Genomic DNA, 17,255 nt, shown 5'->3' with positions numbered 1-17,255 from the left:
GAATCAAAGTTTGGGAAACAGTCGGAAAAGTCCTTTTTCATCCGGGTGGTCCGCGGTCAGCGCTCTTTGTTGCCATTCGGCAGGCAGCCTGTCGGCAACCCGGGCTGAAATACACAGAAAACGGGTGTTTTCGTTAAAAGGTGGCTCGATCCTGCGCATCGCATCGACAAACTGCCCCGCCGCCACGCCGGAATAAAGCATCACGGCAGCAACGGGCACTTGCCCCAGAATGCGTCGAAATGCATCGGGCGTGTAATCGACAGGCTCAATGTCATAGACATCGCAAACCGCCATTTCGATCCCGGCGGCGGCAATCCGCTCTTCGAATACCGGCTGACGCACGCGCCCGGCGAGATAAAGAACCCGCGCACCCGCAGGCAGAGCCTGACGCATCGTTTCGGCAAGCCGGACGGCATCGCCACCGCCTTCGATCACCTGGCCGAAACCGGCCTCACGCGCGGCCTGCGCCGTGCCTTCACCGACCGCGAAAAGCGGCAGATGTAACGGCAGAACGGCGCGCTCGACATGGCGGAAAGCATTGGCGCTTGTCACTGTCAGCGCTGCAAACGGAATGCCCGGTATCGAGAACGCCAGCGAAACCGTGCGGCTGAGCGGCAACAACACCGGCTCGAAACCCGCTTGCAAAAGCCGGGATGCCGTCTGCGAGGCTGCCGGTTCCGGTCGTGTGACCAGAACCCGTCTGCCTGCTTTCGCTTCGCCCGGCCCGTTCAATGTCAGTCCCAATCCGTGAAGAAATGCGGACCCGCAGCCGCACGTACAGTTCTGGCGGCTTCGACGCCGATTGCAGCCGCGTTCGCTGCCGTGCCGTCCAGCGTCACGTCATGCGCTTGCGCGCCATCCGGCGTCAGGATCATGCCGTGGAAATGCACGTTGTCGCCGTCCACCGTCGCCAGACCGGCAATCGGCGTGCGGCAGGAGCCGTCAAGCGCACCCAGAAATGCGCGTTCGCAGGCAAGCGCCACTTGCGTATCGCGATGCGCCAGCGGTGCCAGCAGCGCATCGATGCGCGTATCGCCGATGCGGCTTTCAATGCCAATGGCGCCTTGTCCCGGTGCCGGTGGGAAGGCAAGCGGATCGACCAGTTCGGTGATCGCCGCATCGAGACCGAGACGCCGGAGCCCGGCGCAAGCCAGAAAGGTGCCGTCCACTTCGCCCGCTTCAAGTTTTCGCAGACGGGTATCGACATTGCCGCGATACATCACCACCTGAATGTCCGGGCGCAAACGCCGGATCAACGCCTGACGGCGCAGCGACGACGAACCGACGATTGCCCCCTGCGGCAAATCCATGAATCGCCCGGCGGTGCGGCCGATGAAAGCATCGCGCGGGTCCTCGCGCTCAAGAAAGACGGAAAGATGCAGCCCCTCGGGCAGAACGGTCGGCATATCCTTGGTCGAATGGACGGCAATATCGATTGTGCCATCCTTCAGCGCCTGTTCGATTTCCTCGGTGAAAAGCCCCTTGCCGCCGACTTCCGACAAAGGGCGATCCTGAATGCGGTCGCCCGCCGTGGACATGGGCAGGATTTCAATCGCGTCTTCCGACAGACCATGCGCTTGCATCAGGCGGCGACGCGTCTCGTGCGCCTGCGCCAAAGCCAGCTTGCTACCGCGCGTACCAATCTTCAATGGGCCAATCTTCAAGGATGCTGTTTGCATATCGCGTCGTCCATGGTACCGGGTTGCTTGACGTATCAGAAATATGAGACTGGCAGGGTCTAACCGCAAATGCGCATTCTTGGAATAGAAACCAGTTGCGACGAAACAGCCGCCGCTATCGTTGAACGCAACGATAAGGGCGAAGGCCGTATTTTGTCCAATGTGGTTCTGAGCCAGATCGCCGAACATGAGCCTTATGGCGGCGTCGTGCCGGAAATTGCCGCGCGCGCCCATGTCGAGGCGCTGGATCGGCTGGTCGCGCGCGCCTTGCAGGATGCGGATATGCAACTCGACGAGGTGGATGCCGTGGCGGCCACTGCCGGTCCCGGCCTCATCGGCGGGCTGATCGTCGGCCTGATGACGGCAAAGGCGCTCGCTATGGCCGCGCAAAAGCCGTTCTATGCTGTGAACCATCTGGAAGGCCACGCTTTGACGGCGCGGCTGACCGACAAGCTCGAATTTCCCTATCTGCTGCTGCTGGTTTCCGGCGGTCACACGCAGATGGTGCTGGTGCGCGGGCTCAATGATTATGAGCGTCTCGGTACCACGATAGACGACGCGCTGGGCGAAGCCTTCGACAAGACGGCAAAGCTTCTGGGCCTGCCTTATCCCGGCGGCCCGGCGGTTGAGCGCATGGCGCTTCAGGGGGATCCGAAACGCTTTGCCCTGCCCCGCCCGCTGAAAGGCGAAGCGCGGCTCGATTTTTCCTTCTCGGGCCTCAAGACCGCCGTGCGCCAGACAGCAAGCGAACTGGTGCCGCTTAGCGATCAGGATGTTGCGGATATTTGCGCCTCGTTTCAGGCAGCCGTGGCGGACACGCTGTCAGACCGGGTCGGGCGTTCGCTTGAACGGTTCAAGACAGAGTTTCCCGACTGTGCAACGCCTTCGCTGGTGGTTGCGGGCGGCGTCGCCGCCAACAAGACCCTGCGGGCGTCGCTGGAACAGCTTTGCGCCAAACACGGCTTCAGCTTCATCGCGCCGCCGCTCAATCTCTGCACCGACAATGCAGCCATGATCGCCTGGGCCGGGGCAGAACATGCCGCGACCAAGGCTCCGGATTCGCTTGCCATCGCGCCGCGCTCGCGCTGGCCGCTCGATGAAAAATCCGCGCCGCTGATCGGCACGGGACGGCGTGGAGCCAAGGCATGAGTGCTCGCACGAAGATCGCCGTTCTCGGTGGCGGCGCATGGGGCACGGCGCTTGCCGCCATGGCAGCGACCAGTGGCCACGAAGCATGGCTCTTTGCCCGCGATGCGGAAACTGTCGCAGCCATCAACAATGATCGGCGCAATCCGCGCTATCTGGGTGACATCGAACTGCCCGCTGGTATCCACGCCAGCGCCAGCGCTTCGGACGTTGTAACCGGTGCTGACGCCGTTCTGGCCGTGATCCCGGCACAGGCCATGCGCGCAGGCCTTTCCGAACTGAACAGCCTCATCCCGCAATCCGCGCCCGTCGTTTTGTGCGCAAAGGGCATCGAGCGCGGCACCGGACGCCTGATGTCGGAAGTGGTGGCGGAAGTTTTGCCGAACCACCGCATCGCCGCCCTATCCGGCCCAAGCTTTGCCACCGATGTTGCGCGTGGCCTGCCAACGGCAGTAACGGTTGCCTGCGAGGATGCCGACACCGCTGACCAGCTGGCTGCACTTCTTTCAGGTCCTGCTTTCCGCTGTTATTCGACTACCGATCTCAAAGGTGTCGAGATCGGAGGTGCGTTGAAAAACGTTCTGGCGATTGCGGCGGGTGCCGCTGTCGGGCGCGGTTATGGTGCGAGCGCGCAGGCAGCCCTTGTGACGCGCGGCTTTGCCGAACTGCGCCGTATCGGTCAGGCCATGGGCGCAAAGCCGGAAACCATTATGGGGCTTTCCGGCCTCGGCGATCTGATGCTGACATGCTCATCCTCGCAATCGCGCAATTATTCCTACGGCCTCGCGCTTGGTCGCGGCGAAGACCTGACCAACCGGCCTCTGGCCGAAGGTGTCGCGACCGCGCCGATTGCTGCGGAACTGTGCGACAAGCACGGCATTTCCGCGCCCATCATCGATGCGGTTGGCGCTTTGCTCAGCGGAAAGATCACCATCGACGAGGCTGTGATCAACCTTATCAACCGACCACTCAAGACCGAAGACTAGAGGACCAGACGATGCTTTTTGCACTTCTTTGCAACGACAAGCCCGACCATCTGCAGGTGCGCCTCGACACGCGCCCGACGCATCTCGAATACCTTACGAGCCTTGGCGATGTGCTGAAGTTTGCCGGTCCTTTCCTTGGCGAAGATGGCAAGCCAAATGGCAGCCTTCTCGTTGTCGAAGCCGAAGACAAGGCGGCAGCAGCAGCCATCGGCGCCAACGATCCCTATGCGAAGGCTGGTCTGTTTCAGGACGTGACCGTGCGCCCGTGGAACTGGTCGTTCAAAAATCCCGCCAACGCCTGAGTCGCTTACCGAGGAACGCACAATGGCTTACTGGCTGTTCAAATCCGAACCGTTCAAATGGTCATGGGAAATGCAAAAGGCCCGTGGTGAAAAAGGCGAGCAATGGGATGGCGTGCGCAATTATCTGGCGCGCAACAACATGCGCGCCATGAAACTCGGTGACAAAGGCTTTTTCTACCATTCCAATGAAGGGCTGGAAGTGGTCGGTATTGTCGAGGTTTGCGCGCTTTCGCACCCTGACAGCACCACCGACGACCCGCGCTGGGATTGCGTGGACATCAAGGCTGTTCGCGATGTGCCGAAGCCGGTCACCCTGAAGGATGTCAAGGCGAACCCGAAGCTTGAGAATATGGCGCTTGTCACCTCCATGCGCTTGTCCGTTCAGCCCGTGACGGAAGATGAATGGATTGAGGTTTGCCGCATGGGCGGCCTCGACGCCAAAGATATCTGATGCTCGATCCGGCGGAAACCAGCACGCGCAGCTTCATTCTGGCCAATACCGGCCTGCAAGCACCGCCGCATGTGCCGGAAATCCGCCTGCATCTGGCTGACGAAGCGCACGACCTCTGGCACAAGACAGAGGAAGAACTGGCCACAATCGGCCTGCCGCCGCCCTTCTGGGCCTTTGCCTGGGCGGGCGGTCAGGGCGTGGCGCGCTATATTCTCGACCATCCGGAAGCCGTGCGTAGCAAGACTGTGCTGGATTTTGCATCCGGCTCCGGTCTTGTCGCCATCGCGGCCATGAAAGCGGGCGCGAAAAGCGTCGTCGCTTCGGATATTGATCCCTTCGCGCTTCCCGCAATTGATATCAACGCCAAGGCCAATGGCGTTGCAGTGACGGCCAGCCTTGACGATCTCATCGGCGCCGATCACGGCTGGGATGTGGTTCTGGCGGGCGATGTCTTCTATGAAAAGCCGCTGGCCGACCGGCTTATTCCATGGTTCGCAAAATTGGCGAAACGCGGCGCTCAAATCATCGTTGGGGATCCGGGCCGCGCCTATTTGCCCAAGGATCGGCTGGAGCAGCTTGCGGTCTATACGGTGCCCGTGACGCGTGCGCTGGAAGATTCCGAAGTCAAGCGCACGACCGTCTGGGCATTCATTTAGACCCGCTTAAGCGAAGCGTTTCGCTCCCGCAACGCACAGCACGACGATGCCCGCTGTCGCGACCATGCCCATGCTGACGGGCTCTCCCGCAATGCCTGCCGCCAGCATGAGACCGAAAAACGGTTGCAGAAGCTGAAGCTGTCCGACCGTCGCAGCCCCGCCCTGCGCCAGCCCGCGATACCAGAAGAAAAACCCGATCAGCATCGAAAACAGCGACACATAGACCAGCCCGCCCCATGCCATCGCGCCAATGCCTGTCCATGTTTCAGGACGCATGAGAATGGTCAGCGGCAGCATGATCGGCAGCGAGAAGACCAGCGCCCAGCAAATGACCTGCCAGCCGCCGAGCCTGCGCGACAGGCTGGCCCCCTCCGCATAGCCAAGCCCGCAGACAATGATGGCACCCAGCATCAGCACGTCGCCGAGCAGCGTGGACTGGCTGCCCTGCCCGTAAGCATAGGACGCGACAATAGCCCCACCCACGATCGAAAACAGCCAGAACAGCGGACGCGGCCGCTCGCCGCCGCGCAGCACAGCGAACACTGCCGTCGAAAGCGGCAGCAGGCCGATAAAGACAATCGCGTGCGCCGAGGTCATATGTTGGAGCGCAATACCCGTGAGCAGCGGAAAGCCGACCACCACGCCCAGCGCCACCACGATCAGCGAAATGACATCGCTCTTGCGCGGAAGCGGTTCGCGAAATGCCAGCAGCAGCGCCATGCCCAACAGCCCGGCAATCGACGCGCGCGCCAGGGTCAGGAATGTCGGGTCGATATCGATGACCGCAAGACGTGTCGCAGGCAGCGAGCCTGAGAAAATCAGCACGCCCAGAAACCCATTCATCCAACCGGCGGTCTTGTTGCCAATACCGTTGTTCCCAACATTCTCGCTCATTGTGTCTTTTCAGCTTTCAGCAAAATCGTCTATGAATTTCGCGGACAATGCCGCGAACTTGCCGAAATAATCAGAGACAGTTACCGGACAATTCTGGCAAACTGTACTGATACGAAAGAGAGTACAGATGATATCGACGGGCCTGTTGCGCAGCCTCGAAGCCGTGGAAGCCGCCTATGCGGGCGTCGATAGCGCGCGCGGTGATGAAAATGGCATGGCTGAAAAAACCTCGCTCGTCGAAAAAGTCATGTCCATTATACGCGGACGCATTGCGGCCATGAGCCTTGCGCCCGGCGCCCGCCTGCCATCGATCCGCCGCCTAGCCGAAACCATGGACGTCTCCAAATCCACCGTCGTCGAAGCCTATGACCGGCTGGTGGCAGAAGGCACCATCCACTCGCGCCGTGGTGCTGGCTTCTATGTGTCAGAGCGAGCGCGCCAGCCGTTTTCGCTGGCCACCACCACGCCGCACAAGGACCGGCAGATCGACCCGTTCTGGGTCATGCGCCAATCGCTGGAAACCGAAGGCAAGACATTGAAGCCCGGCTGCGGCTGGCTGCCGGATGAATGGCTGCCGCTTGAGGGCATCCGCCGTGCGCTGCGCGCCATTGCCCGCGACGAGCGCAGCGATCTCGCCACCTATGGCGAACCGCTCGGTTTCCGCCCGTTGCGCAGCCATCTCGCGCACCGGTTGGCGGAACAGGGCATGGATATTTCCGGCAGCGAGATATTGCTGACCGATTCCGGCACGCAGGCCATTGATCTCATCTGCCGCTTTCTGCTCCAGCCGGGCGACACCGTGCTGGTGGACGATCCGTGCTATTTCAACTTTCAGGCCGTGCTGCTGACCCACCGCGTCAAGCTGGTCGGCGTGCCCTATACCCATAGCGGCCCGGACCTCGAAACCTTCGCCAAGGCTGCCACCGAACACGCCCCGAAACTCTATATTTCCAATGCGGGCCTGCAAAATCCGACCGGCGGCGTCATGTCGCCCGCAACCGCGCATCGCCTTCTGAAGCTCGCGGAAGCGCACGACATTATTCTCGTCGAGGACAATATTTTCGGCGATTTTCATCCGTCGCCAGCACCACTACTGGCGGAACTCGACGGGTTCGAGCGCGTGCTGCACATTGGCAGTTTTTCCAAGACGCTCTCGGCTGCGGCGCGTGTCGGCTATATTGCCGGGCGCAGTGACTGGATCGACGGCCTGACCGATCTGAAGCTCGCCACCACCTTCGGCGGCAATTCGATCTCGGCGCAAATCGTCCATGCGCTTTTGACCGATGGCACCTATCGCCGCCACATCGAAGGCATGCGCGCCAAGCTTGCCGATGCCATGACGCTGACCGCCAAACGCCTGAAAGCCGCAGGGCTGGAACTCTGGGCCGAACCGCAAGGCGGCATGTTTCTCTGGGCGCGCTTGCCCGACGGCATGGATTCCGGCACCATTGCAAGGCACGCGCTGGACAAGGGTGTCGTTATGGCGCCCGGCGATGTATTCAGCCCGTCACGCACGGCAAGCGCCTATCTGCGCTTCAACGTGGCGCAATCGACAGACCCCGCTGTTTTCACGGTTCTGCAAGAAGCGATGAAAATGACAGGTTGCTAAACCCAACCACGACATTAGCCTTCCCGCGTCGAAAACAATTTCAAGCAAAACACGCACAGTCATGCGGACGGGTGCCGCTATACTCTGACGACTGTCTTGGAGGAGACATGCGTATTTTTGTGTGCGGCACAACTCGGACAGCCACAACACGATTGCGCAGGGAGAACGGAGAGGGCAGACTGGTCTAAACCCGTCTGCCGGGAGGGAGTAGCATTGAATACGCACCTGTCCGGGGCGGATGCAGTTTCGCGCCCTGAAGATGAAAAACTGTCGGTTGCAGCAAACCTTGCCTATGGTTTTCAGCATGTGCTGACTATGTATGGCGGCATTGTTGCGGTTCCCCTGATTATCGGTCAGGCCGCAGGATTGAGCCCCAGTGAAGTGGGTCTGCTCATCACTGCCTCATTGTTTGCCGGCGGTGTTGCCACCGTGCTGCAAACCATCGGCATTCCCTTTTTCGGATGCCAGCTGCCGCTCGTGCAGGGCGTTTCCTTTGCCGGTGTCGCCACAATGGTGGCCATTGTCACGTCCAGCGGCAGCGGTGAAGCAGGCCTGCAAGTCGTGCTTGGCTCCGTCATGGCGGCGGCCTTTATCGGCTTTTTGATAACGCCGATTTTCTCACGCATAACGCGCTTCTTTCCACCGCTCGTGACTGGCATCGTCATCACAACCATCGGCCTGACGCTGATGCCCGTTGCGGCCCGCTGGGCGATGGGCGGCAACAGCAATGCGCCCGATTTCGGCAGCATGTCCAATATCGGTCTGGCCGGACTGACACTGGCGCTGGTGCTTATCCTGAGCAAGATCGGCAGTGCCACCATTTCCCGCCTGTCAATCCTGCTCGCCATGGTGTGCGGCACGCTGATCGCCTGGGCGCTCGGCATGACGGATTTTTCGCGCGTCAGCGAAGGCCCGATCATGGCTTTTCCAGAAATCTTTCATTTCGGCATGCCCGTATTCAGCATCGCTGCGACCATTTCCATGTTCATTGTCATTCTGGTGACCCTGGTGGAAACCTCGGCGGATATTCTGGCCGTGGGCGAAATCATCGGCACCAAGGTCGATTCCCGCAGGCTCGGCAACGGGTTGCGCGCCGATATGGCGTCGAGCATTTTTGCCCCAATCGTCGGCTCGTTCACGCAGAGCGCCTTTGCGCAGAATGTCGGACTGGTGGCGGTGACGGGCGTGAAAAGCCGCTTTGTCGTCGCGACCGGCGGTCTCATTCTTGTCACGCTCGGCCTGCTGCCGGTGATGGGGCGCGTGATTGCCTGTGTTCCGCCAGCGGTTCTGGGCGGTGCGGGCATCGTACTTTTCGGCACGGTCGCGGCCAGCGGCATCCGCACGCTGTCGAGGGTCGATTATCAGAACAACGTCAATCTGATCATCGTGGCCACTTCCATCGGTTTCGGCATGATCCCGATCGCTGCACCGCAGTTCTACCATCAGTTTCCCGACTGGTTTGAAACCATCTTCCATTCGGGCATCAGCTCGGCTGCGCTGATGGCCATCGTGCTGAACCTGCTGTTCAATGAGTTCAAGACCGGTAATTCCGATCAAATGTCGGTGTTTTCGGAAGGCACCGAGCGCATTATCCGTCATCACCACATCGCAGAGCTGCACGACGGCGACTATTTCCTCGGCGGAAAGCTCTACGACGTGCAGGGCAACGAGGTGAAAATCGTGCCCGCACCGGCGCACTGAAAATCGGAACTATCGCAGGACGCGAATGACCGTTCTGTCCGATAGATGCGGCAAGAGGCGCGCCATGTCGGCGCGCTTCAATGCGATACAGCCCTCCGTCGGTGTATAGCCCGGCCTCGCCAGGTGGAAGAAAATGGCGCTGCCGCAGCCGCGGCGGCGCGGCAGGATGTTCCAGTCCATGACGATGCAAACATCGTAAAGCTCGTCCTTGCGCCACATATCCTCGTGACTGGCCCTGTAAGGCAGCGGCACCGGCCGGTTATAGTTGCGGTCGCCCGGCGCATCGCACCAGCCATCCAGACGGCGGATCTGGCGCAGAGGCAGCCGTGACGATGGCAGGTTGCCCTTGTCACCGCGACAATAACCATAAAGCAGACGCATGGCGGCCAGAGGCGTTGCACCATCGCCCTCGCGCTTGAAAGCGCTGATGCCGCCCTTGCCAAGCGCGCATTCCAGCACCAGATTGCCAGCAGTAAGCAGCCCACGCGTTTTGTGGCCCGGCTTGGCCCGAACATTGATGATGCCGACCCCACGGCCTCCTTGGTATCTGGTCACGCTGCCGTCTCCATTTTCAGTTTTCGGGCAAAATATGTTTACACTTCGCCCCTGAGGCGTGCGAAAGCCTGATTCGCGTTTCGCCGCTTCAACTTCTGGCCATTAAGTGTCATAAAACACGAAGAGCCATATTTAAATCAAAGAGTAACGAGGACAGGCATGACAGGCCGTACAATTCTGATTGTGGATGACGACGAAGATCTCCGCTCCATCCTCGTCGAGCAGCTTGAGCTGTGTGAAGAATTCCAGATTCTGCAGGAAGACAACGCCACCAAGGGCATTCAGACGGCCCGCAATGGCATCGTCGATCTTCTGATCATGGATGTGGGTCTGCCGGACATGGATGGCCGCGAGGCTGTCAAGCTTCTGCGCAAAGGCGGCTTCAAGTCCCCGATCATCATGCTGACCGGACATGACACCGAATCGGACACGATCCTCGGTCTCGAATCCGGCGCGAACGACTATGTCACCAAGCCGTTCAAATTTGCCGTTTTGCTTGCCCGCATCCGCGCGCAATTGCGCCAGCATGAACAGAGCGAAGACGCGACCTTCACGGTCGGCGCCTATACGTTCAAGCCGGGTCAGAAGCTGCTGATCGACGAGAAGGGTGCAAAGATTCGCCTCACCGAAAAGGAAGCGGCGATCATCAAATATCTCTATCGCGCTGGCGACAAGGTCATCGGTCGCGATGTGCTGCTGGAGGAGGTCTGGGGCTATAATTCAGGCGTGACGACCCATACGCTTGAAACCCATGTCTACCGTCTGCGCCAGAAAATCGAGAAGGACCCATCCAACGCGACGCTTCTCGTCACAGAAAGCGGGGGATACAAGCTTGTCCCGTGATGGACAGCGCCCGATGCAGGTGTATTGACACTCTATGGCGCTAGACGACGATATTCGCATTCTGGGCACGGTGGGCCTGTTCGAGTCATTCACTCCGGAACAGTTGCGCCTCCTTGCCTTCGGCGCCGAGCGGCTTGTGCTGCGCGCGGGCCGCGAGCTTTTTCGTGAAGGCCAGAGCGCGGACTGTGCCTATATCGTCGTTTCCGGCAACATTACCCTGTTTCACGACGCTGATGAGGGGCGGATATCGATCCGCCCCGTTGGCCCCGGTGCGATGCTTGGTGAGATGGCTCTCATCGCCCAGACATCACGCCTGACCGGCGCGGTTGCCGAAGCGGAAACCGAAGTGATCCGCATCAGCCGCTCAATCTTCCGGCGCATTCTGGAAGAATACCCGGAAGTGGCAGCCTCCCTGCATGGTCATATCAGCCGCAATCTTTTGGAGCTGATCGGCGAGATCGAGAAAGTCGCGCCCCGCCTGACGAATGGCGACTGACTTCGAGAGCGCGGACGGAAATGTCCGAAACTGTTTCGGATAAGATAGGCGCCAAAGAACGAGTTAAACCGGCTAAAGCGATCCGACTTTCACTGAACGAACTCCAGCTGTGAGTTCGGTAGAGGTTGTCCACTCCGAATTAAAACGCTCCATCAGTCCCTCGGTCGAAACGCGACAACCTACCGAGGCTTCAAAGCGAGCGGAATTCTTGCTCTGAAAACGAAAGCGCCGATTTGATACAATCAAACCGGCGCTTCTTTTTTGCTTAGGGTATGTTTTGCCTATCCAAAATGAATGGGAAGCAGTCTCGTCCGATTTTCCCTGCAAGTCCTTCCGATTTACCGGAAATGCTTCCGAGCAACCTTTGCTAAGGTCTCGCAATAACCGATTCCCCGACAACGCCCTGTCCGTCCGATGCATTGCGACCTGACGTCATTCCTCGCCCGATGGCAAAAGAAGTAAACCACAAGCCCAGCGTCAGCATCGAGATGGAGCGACAAGAAGAGCCTGTTGGGGCTCTTCTTGTTATGCTGATCCTACCAGTTCACCTTGAAACCTACGTTTCCTTTGACGGCATAGCTGTCAGCAAAGTGGTTGAGCGAAGTGTTCACGGTGCCTTCGCCATAGACGGAGTATTTATTATCCGCCCAGGCATAGGTGCCACCGAAACCAATGCCCGCCCATGTACGGTCCCGGTCGGCTTTCATCCGGGTGCCGCCATAGTTGATGCTCGTTCCACCGAGGAACTCCTGATAGAGGTTGGCGATGCCATACACATTGGCATTGACCATGCGGCTATCCGCTCCCTGCCAGCTATTGGCGTAGTTGGCGGCAAGCCCGAGACGACCGTTGAGGCTGTTGCCGTCACGATTGCTGACAGTCGCGCCGTAGCTATCCGAGAACGTATCGAAATCGACCGATGAGAACATCAGCTGAGCCTGCGGCGTCAGCGACCAATTTTCATCGATATCGAAACGCTTTCCAGATTCCACGCTTAACGCATAACCGAAACCATTATTGTCGTTCGTCAGCCCGTTGTTGCCGCCGCCAAAGCGAAGGTCGGTTTTGTACCAGTTGGCCTGCGCCTGTCCATCGACATAGAAACCGTCATTGCCATACCAGGTAATGGTTCCACCGAGACCCCAGCCTTGGGTGTTCAGCTCGCCACCACCGTTGACATCGTCGAAATTGCTCGCCGTTCTGGCACGACCATTGCCGTATTGACCGGTAATGCCTGCGATCAACCGACCGCTCTCATCCTCATAGAACTGCCCATCGACACCAGCCTGCATGATGACAGTATTGATATCCTGCTGCACATGCCCGGCAGTCGTATTCGGCTCCAGACGGTTATGCGCTCCTTCGATACGTGCCCAAATGGCCCGATCATCCGTCTCGCCAGCCTCCGAGGAGCCGCGAAGTGATCCTGACTTGTTAAGGTAACGATCCCCGCGGCGCTGCTGCAATGTTGGCAGTTGGTTCAGTGCCTGCATGCTGGCAGCATAAGACGTATATACCGGAGCGGCGGGACTAAACCGGGATGGTCCACTTGGATTGCTCGGATTCTCAGGACAACCATTCGGATCATCACAAGCCGGCGGATTAGGGCCATCCGGATCGTTTCTGGTGTACTGGCTGACAAGATACCAATCGTTGGTGTTTGAACCGCTCGCATCGCCCTTCTGCAAGGTATAGGCATATGCCGAGGAGGTGAGTATTGCCTGCTGCCCATCCTTGGTCGTGTAATCACCTTGAAGATTGAATGTGCCGCCCGAGTTCCCCGCGATATCGATCAGTTCGATACCATTTACCGTCGCGGCACCAAGCCCTCCCCGGTTCTTGACCACAACCGATGTCGTTCCGGAAGTATTGCCGCCGACTTTCATCTGGTCCGTGGTGGAGTTATCCGCACCCAGCACGGTGCTCATGACAAGCGTGCCGCCACCAGCATAATCGCCAGCAATGTTAAGCGCAGTACCACCAGTACCGCCGAAATCAACAGTACCGCCGTTTTCCAGTGACCGCATGCCGGTGGCAAAACCGCCTAGATCGAGTGTCGCTCCGTTGGCCACGGCATAGGCTGATGTACCGCTGAAGGCATCTTTCGCGCCTTGCACCAGCGAGCCGCCATTGACAGTGGTAACACCGGAATAGTTGTTTGTACCCGACAGCGTCAACGTACCGTTCTCGTTTTTTACGAGACCGCCTGTACCAGAAATCTTACCGGAAAAATTGGTGCTGAAGTCCTGATTGAGTGTCAGGATTCCGCTACCGAGCTGGATATCACCGTCACCCTTGTCGTCTTTATTGCCGACGAGACCACCGATGGTTTGGTTGAATCCAGCAAGATCGAGCGTGGCACCTTTTTCCACGGCCACACGGCCTGCGCCGAACGCAGTGTCCGCGATGCCGGCTTGCGCCGTCCCAATCTCGACAGTCAGACCACCAGAAAAGCTATTGCTTGCATCGAAAACTGTGGTCCCGGTGCCGCGCTGGATAACTTCACCGTTGCCACTGATCGAATGCTGGAAATGAAACCCATCCGAACGATTGAATACGAGCGCAGTGTCAGCAAGCAGACTACCATTCAACTCGACATCCGTATTCACCGCGCCCTCGTGGCCACCATTGCCCAATTGAAGAGTGCCAGCGGTTACCGTTGTTGTACCACTATATGTCGCATCCTTCGTCAGAATCAGCGTGCCAACGCCTGTTTTGGTCAAGCCCGCGCTTCCTTGCAAAACGGTGTCGATTGTGGCCTTAACGGTCGGATCGCTTCCCGCACCGACCTGTATAAACGGCGCCGTTCCATTAACTCCTTGAACCAGATTGAGCGGTCGACCGTTGATGTGATAATTATCGGTCTCAAACACCAAGCCCGCTGCATTTACGCCACCCGCTTGATCGTCAATGGTTACTGTTCCAGCGGCTGCTCTGAAGACCGCGACTGATCCGTCAGCCCATGGGTCATTGACGGATAGGCTTTGAATATCTTTCCAATTGGTGTCCGCGATGTTCCAGGTTCCGTCACCGCCGTGGACTCCACCACCATCGTTTGTATTGGAACCATCCCAAACAACAAACGACATGCCCTTCATATTGACGAGATTGATCTGACCGGGATTCGTGTCCTCAATCTTCCAGTCGGCCGAATTGGCGGCGGCGCCATCAATTGTACCCAATTGGAAAGTGCTATAGGCGTTCGTTTGACTGGGATCATAATTAAAAATGCGATAGATACCGGGTGCCGCACCCCCGCTGGTACTAACGTCGAGTTTTCCGTTAAGGGTGAGGTTGCCCGTAACGTTGAACATCTCCTGATTGAAAGTTGTTGCACCAATATTGACATCAACGGTGCTATTCGCATCGACGGTCAGATTGCCGTTTATAGTCAGCGTTGTGCCAACCATACCTGCCAGCTTTCCGCCAGTCACAACATTCGTATTGCCGACTGTGCCAGCGCCTGCCAGCGTTCCACCGCTGTTGACGATGACACTACCACCAAATTGGTTGCTGTTGACCACCAAGGCGCCTTCGTTCACGTTGGCAGAACCAGCAAAGCCCGACGCATTGGCGCTTTGATTGAGGATCAGGCGACCGTTACCTGTTTTAGTGAAAGCAGTACCTGCGTCGCCCGTCAGTTTTCCCGTAAGCGTTAAGTCCTTCAATGTGTTCGTTTGGAACACACTGTCAATGCCCAAAACCTGAACATCGTGGCCCAGCACAACAGCCGAATCCGGCAACAGCGTGCCACCATTCATTATTAGGTCACCTGAGCCCAGGACCCTATCAGAGTAAAGCTTGAGGACACCCTTCTCGAGTTCAGTGCCGCCCGTATAGGTATTGCTCATATTGGTGAGCACGACAGTTCCGTCGCCGTCAATCACCACCTGGCCGTCGCCTTGAATCATGTTGGTGAAATCAAAAGAGGCATCGTTGTGATTGATGATAAATTTTGCATCTTGGGCGATGTTAACGGTGCTTTGAGGATCCAGACTACCGGCTGTTGTGTTCTGGCCAAGCTGAAGCGCGCCCGCCTGGATGTCAGTTACACCAATGTAGTTGTTGGTGCCAGTTAGCGTCGTTTTCCCCGTGCCTTTCTGTGTAACACCGCCATCACCGCTAATCGTCTGGCTCACAACAAGATTATCGTCGGTTCGATTGAAAGCCAGCGATGCACCACTGGCAACCGTAACATCCGAAACTGCACCGAGTTCTCCCACCGTGCTACCGTCACCAATCTGCAACGTGCCCTCTTCGATTGCGATCATGCCGGTATATGCGTTGAGGCCTGTCAGAGCGAGCGTTCCCGCGCCGGTCTTTTTCAACGCTCCGGTGCCGTCCAAATCGTTTGTGAGCGTGAAGATATTGGCCGCATCATCAATATCGAATGTGCCAAATGCAGAATTCAGCGCGAATTGACGGTTCGATGTATCGTTGTCCGTTCCCGCTATACGCAATGTTCCGCCGTTAAAAGTGACACCGCTGGTTATGTCGCCGAGAGCCTGATCAAGTTCTACCGACATAATACCGTCGTTCAGGTCAGTCCCGCCCGTGTAGGTGTTGGCGATTGAACCCAGAGAAACCGTGCCCGTCCCTTTCTGAACGACCTTACCGCCGCCGGTAATCGTGCTGCCGACCGTTATTGAACCATTGCTATCAAAAGCCAGGATGCCTTTTTCTGCGGCGCTTGGACCGGTATTGACGGAGGTGCCAGCGGTGCCTAATCCGCCGCCATTGCCGATCGTCAAGGTGCCGCCATAGATGGTCCAACTCACATCGCTGGCCGCCGTCAGCGTCCAGTTGCTGGTGTCCCGTTTTTCGAAGGTAGTGAACCCTTGATAGGTTCCTGAACCATCTATTTTGGTCGACAGGATTCCGTCGAAGGTACCAGCGGCAGCTCCACCGAGTATGAACGTATTGGTCGTTCCGGCGTCGGCGAAAACGCCTCCGATAATGGTGGAACCATTATGGAGTTCCAGCGTGTTGGTGCCGCTCGTGAAGTGTACGCCGTAGCCATTTTTTCCGTCCGCCGCAGTGCCGGCACCATTTGCTCCCTTAGCGCCACCATTACCTCCTTCAATGGTGCCGCTATTCACAACCATCAGGTTCGAGCCATTGATACCGTCACCGCCGGCACCGCCATCGCCGTTGCGCCCCGCGGTTGTCCCCGCCAGTGTTGCGCCGCCATCGCCGCCATCACCACCCGCGATCACGCCCGTATTGGTAATCGTTGTATTATCGCCCCTGACACCGTCGCCACCTCTGCCGCCAACGCTCTGGTTCACGGTGAGCGTATCGAGTAGCGGTGTCAGCGCATCTCCGCCCTTGCCACCTTTGCCACCCGTGATCGCACCGGAATTATCGACGCTCGACTGAGCCCCTCCCGCAACTGAAAGCGTAACCACCCCGGCGCCCCCGGCACCACCATTGGCTTCGGTATTTATATCCGCAGCGTTTTTGACCCATTGCGACCCCCGACCGGCCTTGCCACCTGCACCGCCAGTAATGGTCGCGCCCTGTTCATTCGTCACCGTAGCAACACCAAAGACGCCTGCGCCACCAACGCCGCCATTGGCCCCATTTTCGTCGATGGCTGATCGGCCATTTTGAATCACGGTCGGGTCCGTGTCCCCTCCTTCACCACCCGCGCCACCGGTGATGCTCCCTGATGCCTGGTTCACAACTGCTGAATCAGGTCGAGCCTGAGAAGGATTACCGCTTGCGCCATAAATACCCGCGCCGCCGTCACCACCATTGCCAGTGTTCCGGCCAACTCCTGCCGATAACGAAGCCGAAAAAGATGTTCCGCCCTTGCCACCGTTTCCGCCAATAATCACGCCTGTAGCGGAGTTCGTGACAGTTATCCCGTCACCATTCATCCAGATGCCTAGGCCGCCGCCACCGCCATAGCCACCGCCGCCCATACCCTCTGCG

General features: G+C 58.5%; 14 protein-coding genes. 9 read left to right on the top strand and 5 right to left on the bottom strand.

Annotated elements, in window-relative coordinates; translation table 11 throughout:
- Window positions 1-3: 3 nt before the first annotated feature.
- Both QLQ11_RS09515 and hemC read right to left on the bottom strand, forming a co-directional pair.
- A complete protein-coding gene (locus tag QLQ11_RS09515; protein WP_109369925.1) occupies window positions 4-732 on the bottom strand; it encodes a uroporphyrinogen-III synthase in 729 nt (242 codons plus the stop codon).
- Window positions 733-734: 2 nt separating this feature from the next.
- A complete protein-coding gene (gene hemC / locus QLQ11_RS09510; protein ID WP_109369926.1) occupies window positions 735-1,679 on the bottom strand; it encodes a hydroxymethylbilane synthase in 945 nt (314 codons plus the stop codon).
- 69 nt (window positions 1,680-1,748) lie between these two features.
- Here hemC and tsaD point away from each other — a divergent pair, with 69 nt between their 5' ends.
- Genes tsaD through QLQ11_RS09485 form a run of 5 tightly spaced genes read left to right on the top strand, consistent with a single transcriptional unit; the run spans window position 1,749 to window position 5,220 of the window.
- The gene (tsaD, locus tag QLQ11_RS09505; protein WP_109369927.1) at window positions 1,749-2,828 is read left to right on the top strand and encodes a tRNA (adenosine(37)-N6)-threonylcarbamoyltransferase complex transferase subunit TsaD; all 1,080 of its coding nucleotides are present in this window, start codon (window positions 1,749-1,751) and stop codon (window positions 2,826-2,828) included.
- Window positions 2,825-3,811, top strand: a complete 987-nt coding sequence (locus QLQ11_RS09500) for an NAD(P)H-dependent glycerol-3-phosphate dehydrogenase (RefSeq protein WP_109369928.1) — start codon at window positions 2,825-2,827, stop codon at window positions 3,809-3,811. Before tsaD ends, QLQ11_RS09500 begins: the two co-directional genes overlap by 4 nt.
- A gap of 11 nt (window positions 3,812-3,822) precedes the next feature.
- Complete coding sequence (locus QLQ11_RS09495) at window positions 3,823-4,113, top strand: YciI-like protein (RefSeq protein ID WP_109369929.1); 291 nt, start codon at window positions 3,823-3,825, stop codon at window positions 4,111-4,113.
- Between the two features lie 22 nt (window positions 4,114-4,135).
- On the top strand, window positions 4,136-4,564 hold the full coding sequence (locus QLQ11_RS09490; RefSeq protein WP_109369930.1) for an EVE domain-containing protein: 429 nt from the start codon (window positions 4,136-4,138) through the stop codon (window positions 4,562-4,564).
- Entirely contained in the window at window positions 4,564-5,220 is a 657-nt protein-coding gene (locus tag QLQ11_RS09485; RefSeq protein WP_109369931.1) for a methyltransferase, read from the top strand. The genes QLQ11_RS09490 and QLQ11_RS09485 overlap by 1 nt, the downstream gene beginning before the upstream one ends.
- Window positions 5,221-5,226: 6 nt before the next feature.
- On the opposite strand, the gene QLQ11_RS09480 is transcribed toward QLQ11_RS09485, so the two are convergent.
- Complete coding sequence (locus QLQ11_RS09480; protein ID WP_109369932.1) at window positions 5,227-6,114, bottom strand: DMT family transporter; 888 nt, start codon at window positions 6,112-6,114, stop codon at window positions 5,227-5,229.
- 127 nt (window positions 6,115-6,241) lie between these two features.
- Here QLQ11_RS09480 and QLQ11_RS09475 point away from each other — a divergent pair, with 127 nt between their 5' ends.
- Both QLQ11_RS09475 and QLQ11_RS09470 read left to right on the top strand, forming a co-directional pair.
- A complete protein-coding gene (locus QLQ11_RS09475) occupies window positions 6,242-7,723 on the top strand; it encodes a PLP-dependent aminotransferase family protein (protein ID WP_109369933.1) in 1,482 nt (493 codons plus the stop codon).
- A gap of 213 nt (window positions 7,724-7,936) precedes the next feature.
- Window positions 7,937-9,424 carry a nucleobase:cation symporter-2 family protein gene (locus tag QLQ11_RS09470; RefSeq protein WP_109369934.1) on the top strand — a complete coding sequence of 496 codons (1,488 nt, stop codon included), beginning with the start codon at window positions 7,937-7,939 and terminating at the stop codon, window positions 9,422-9,424.
- Between the two features lie 9 nt (window positions 9,425-9,433).
- On the opposite strand, the gene QLQ11_RS09465 is transcribed toward QLQ11_RS09470, so the two are convergent.
- Window positions 9,434-9,979: a L,D-transpeptidase gene (locus tag QLQ11_RS09465; protein WP_109369935.1), complete on the bottom strand. Its 546-nt coding sequence runs from the start codon at window positions 9,977-9,979 to the stop codon at window positions 9,434-9,436.
- A 159-nt stretch (window positions 9,980-10,138) separates the two neighbouring features.
- Between QLQ11_RS09465 and QLQ11_RS09460 the strand changes: the two genes are divergently transcribed.
- Window positions 10,139-10,822 (top strand): response regulator transcription factor, encoded by a 684-nt coding sequence (locus tag QLQ11_RS09460; protein WP_078337540.1) that lies wholly within the window; start codon window positions 10,139-10,141, stop codon window positions 10,820-10,822.
- Window positions 10,823-10,856: 34 nt separating this feature from the next.
- Window positions 10,857-11,318, top strand: a complete 462-nt coding sequence (locus QLQ11_RS09455; protein ID WP_109369936.1) for a cyclic nucleotide-binding domain-containing protein — start codon at window positions 10,857-10,859, stop codon at window positions 11,316-11,318.
- A gap of 536 nt (window positions 11,319-11,854) precedes the next feature.
- On the opposite strand, the gene QLQ11_RS09450 is transcribed toward QLQ11_RS09455, so the two are convergent.
- Window positions 11,855-17,245 (bottom strand): autotransporter outer membrane beta-barrel domain-containing protein, encoded by a 5,391-nt coding sequence (locus QLQ11_RS09450; protein WP_283735966.1) that lies wholly within the window; start codon window positions 17,243-17,245, stop codon window positions 11,855-11,857.
- Between the last annotated feature and the right edge of the window lie 10 nt (window positions 17,246-17,255).

The sequence above is a fragment of the Ochrobactrum sp. SSR genome (assembly GCF_030067775.1).
In the GTDB taxonomy this organism is placed as follows: Bacteria; Pseudomonadota; Alphaproteobacteria; order Rhizobiales; family Rhizobiaceae; genus Brucella; species Brucella teleogrylli.
This window is presented reverse-complemented; position numbering and strand designations above follow the sequence as displayed.

Bases quoted from the DNA above. Each gene is read 5' to 3' on its own strand.
- hemC (WP_109369926.1), bottom strand. From the start codon at position 1,679: ATGCAAACAGCATCCTTGAAGATTGGCCCATTGAAGATTGGTACGCGC.
- tsaD (WP_109369927.1), top strand. From the start codon at position 1,749: ATGCGCATTCTTGGAATAGAAACCAGTTGCGACGAAACAGCCGCCGCT.
- QLQ11_RS09500 (WP_109369928.1), top strand. From the start codon at position 2,825: ATGAGTGCTCGCACGAAGATCGCCGTTCTCGGTGGCGGCGCATGGGGC.
- QLQ11_RS09495 (WP_109369929.1), top strand. From the start codon at position 3,823: ATGCTTTTTGCACTTCTTTGCAACGACAAGCCCGACCATCTGCAGGTG.
- QLQ11_RS09490 (WP_109369930.1), top strand. From the start codon at position 4,136: ATGGCTTACTGGCTGTTCAAATCCGAACCGTTCAAATGGTCATGGGAA.
- QLQ11_RS09485 (WP_109369931.1), top strand. From the start codon at position 4,564: ATGCTCGATCCGGCGGAAACCAGCACGCGCAGCTTCATTCTGGCCAAT.
- QLQ11_RS09480 (WP_109369932.1), bottom strand. From the start codon at position 6,114: ATGAGCGAGAATGTTGGGAACAACGGTATTGGCAACAAGACCGCCGGT.
- QLQ11_RS09475 (WP_109369933.1), top strand. From the start codon at position 6,242: ATGATATCGACGGGCCTGTTGCGCAGCCTCGAAGCCGTGGAAGCCGCC.
- QLQ11_RS09460 (WP_078337540.1), top strand. From the start codon at position 10,139: ATGACAGGCCGTACAATTCTGATTGTGGATGACGACGAAGATCTCCGC.
- QLQ11_RS09455 (WP_109369936.1), top strand. From the start codon at position 10,857: ATGGCGCTAGACGACGATATTCGCATTCTGGGCACGGTGGGCCTGTTC.
- QLQ11_RS09450 (WP_283735966.1), bottom strand. From the start codon at position 17,245: ATGGGCGGCGGTGGCTATGGCGGTGGCGGCGGCCTAGGCATCTGGATG.